Genomic DNA, 2,000 nt, shown 5'->3' with positions numbered 1-2,000 from the left:
TACATAGAGTCAAAGGATAAAAAGATCATATTTTCTATTTTTTTATCTTTAACTTTAATTTTTTGTAGTGTAAATAATTATATCGATAATTTTTATAGTTACCATAATTATGATAATTTAAATGATAAGGCTATTTTAGAAGAAGATTTAGAAATTTCTAGATATGATATGGATCTAAAAATAGATAATACATTAAAGAATAAATGCAAAATAGAAGTTTTAAACAAGGATTCATTAAAAGACACCATAAGTTTTAATCTTGATTCTATTTTTTAATATAGATAGCGTCAAGTTAGATGGTTTAAAAGTTGATTACATTAGAAAAAATGATGTATTAATATTAAAGAACATAAATATCGGAAAAAATGAGAAAAAAGATATAGAAATTGATTACTCTGGAAATATTGAAGAGATTATAAATCCAGGTATTCTATTAAACTTTTCAAGTAAAAATTCCTCGAATTTCTTAATGTATTTAAATTGGTATCCTGTTTTAAAAATAGATAACGATATTGATTACCATATAAAAGTAAGTCATAAAAATAAATTAATAACAAATTTAAATGATTTTAAACTTTTAGATAAAGGGATTAACTATATAAATGGAAGAGAGAAATATTTATATATATCTACTGGATATTTTAGAGAGCACAATATATTAAATAGAGAGTTTATTTTATCTGAAGAAACATATAATAACGAATATAGATACATGAACGAGATAGAGTATTTTGAGGATAAGTTAGGGAAAAAATTTAAAAAATTATTATAGCTCCGTCTGATAATTATTATAGAGAAGATAAAGATTATTTAGTAATTAGAGAGGATAATATATGACTAATATTTTAAAGGCAAAAGATATTTATTTTTCTTATAAAAAAGGGGATATAATAAATGGAGCAAGTTTTGAAATTACAAGTGGAATAAATTTATTATTAGGAGAAAATGGATCAGGGAAGTCAACTCTTATGAAAATCCTAGGAGGAATTTATAAAGCTTCATCAGGGGAAATTTATTTAAATGATATATCTTATAAAGATGAATTGGAGATAAAGAAGAACATAGGGTATGTTCCTCAGAAGTTTAATTCATTTCAGAATATTAAGGTAGAGGAATATTTGTCTTTCATTAGTAGTTTTAATGACCATGGGAATATTGATTTAACTTTACTAGAAATAGATAATTTTAAAGATAAATATATGAGAGAGTTATCTGAAGGAATGCAAAAAAGAGTACTTGTAGCAGCAGCTTTAAGTTTAAATCCTAAGGTTATACTTGCAGATGAGCCTACATCTGGTTTAGATAAAAATGGTAGGATAAAATTAAGAAAACTTTTTTCGATAATAAATGAGAAATTTCCCGAAAAAATTATTATATTCTCATCACATCTGGACGAAGATATTTATGATGACGTAAATTTTATATATGAAGTTAAAAATGGTAAAGTAATAAAATATGATTAATTTAATAAAGACTAATATAAAAAATAATAGGGTTAGTTTTATAGTGACATTGATTTTAATTGTTATAAGTAATATTATAATTTTTGAAACTGATATACAAAAAAATCTCGATTTATTTAATACAGGATTATATAAATGGTATGAGCTACTTATGCCACTTATACCAATGTATTTTATTATTTCTGCAAATTCTGATTTCTTTTCTAAAGATAATATTGAATATTTTTATACTTTGCCAATTTCTATAGAAAAGTCATTTATCTTAAAAAACATTATTTTCATTATAATGTTTTTTATATTATTTACTCCTGGCATTTATAGGATAAACTTTTATATAGTTAATAATTTTGGAAAAAGTTATTTACCAAAGGGCGGATTATACCTATATGTTTTAGAGAATCTTTTTATATTGTGCTCATATACTTTATTTATTTTAATTATATTTAAAGAGTTTTATTTTTCTATAGGATTTTTAGTAATATATATTCTCTTTGATTACTTTACAGGGGGTTCATTTTTAAATCTGTTCACAATATA

At 22.4% G+C, this 2,000-nt stretch carries 4 protein-coding genes; all 4 read left to right on the top strand.

Features of this window, described 5'->3' with window-relative positions:
* On the top strand, positions 1-276 hold a 276-nt coding region (locus RH95_RS09640; protein WP_010248832.1), incomplete at its 5' end, for a hypothetical protein.
* Complete coding sequence (locus RH95_RS09050; RefSeq protein ID WP_010248829.1) at positions 260-772, top strand: hypothetical protein; 513 nt, start codon at positions 260-262, stop codon at positions 770-772. The genes RH95_RS09640 and RH95_RS09050, both read left to right, overlap by 17 nt.
* Positions 773-833: 61 nt before the next feature.
* On the top strand, positions 834-1,463 hold the full coding sequence (locus tag RH95_RS09045; protein ID WP_010248825.1) for an ATP-binding cassette domain-containing protein: 630 nt from the start codon (positions 834-836) through the stop codon (positions 1,461-1,463).
* The coding region (locus RH95_RS09710) for a hypothetical protein (RefSeq protein ID WP_010248823.1) at positions 1,456-2,000 on the top strand (545 nt) is incomplete at its 3' end. The genes RH95_RS09045 and RH95_RS09710, both read left to right, overlap by 8 nt.

Origin of the sequence: Peptoniphilus rhinitidis 1-13 (assembly GCF_000246925.1) — a bacterium.
In the GTDB taxonomy this organism is placed as follows: domain Bacteria; phylum Bacillota; class Clostridia; order Tissierellales; family Peptoniphilaceae; genus Peptoniphilus_A; species Peptoniphilus_A lacydonensis.
The sequence above is the reverse complement of the archived record's forward strand: the minus strand, read 5'-3'. Positions and strand labels throughout refer to the sequence as shown.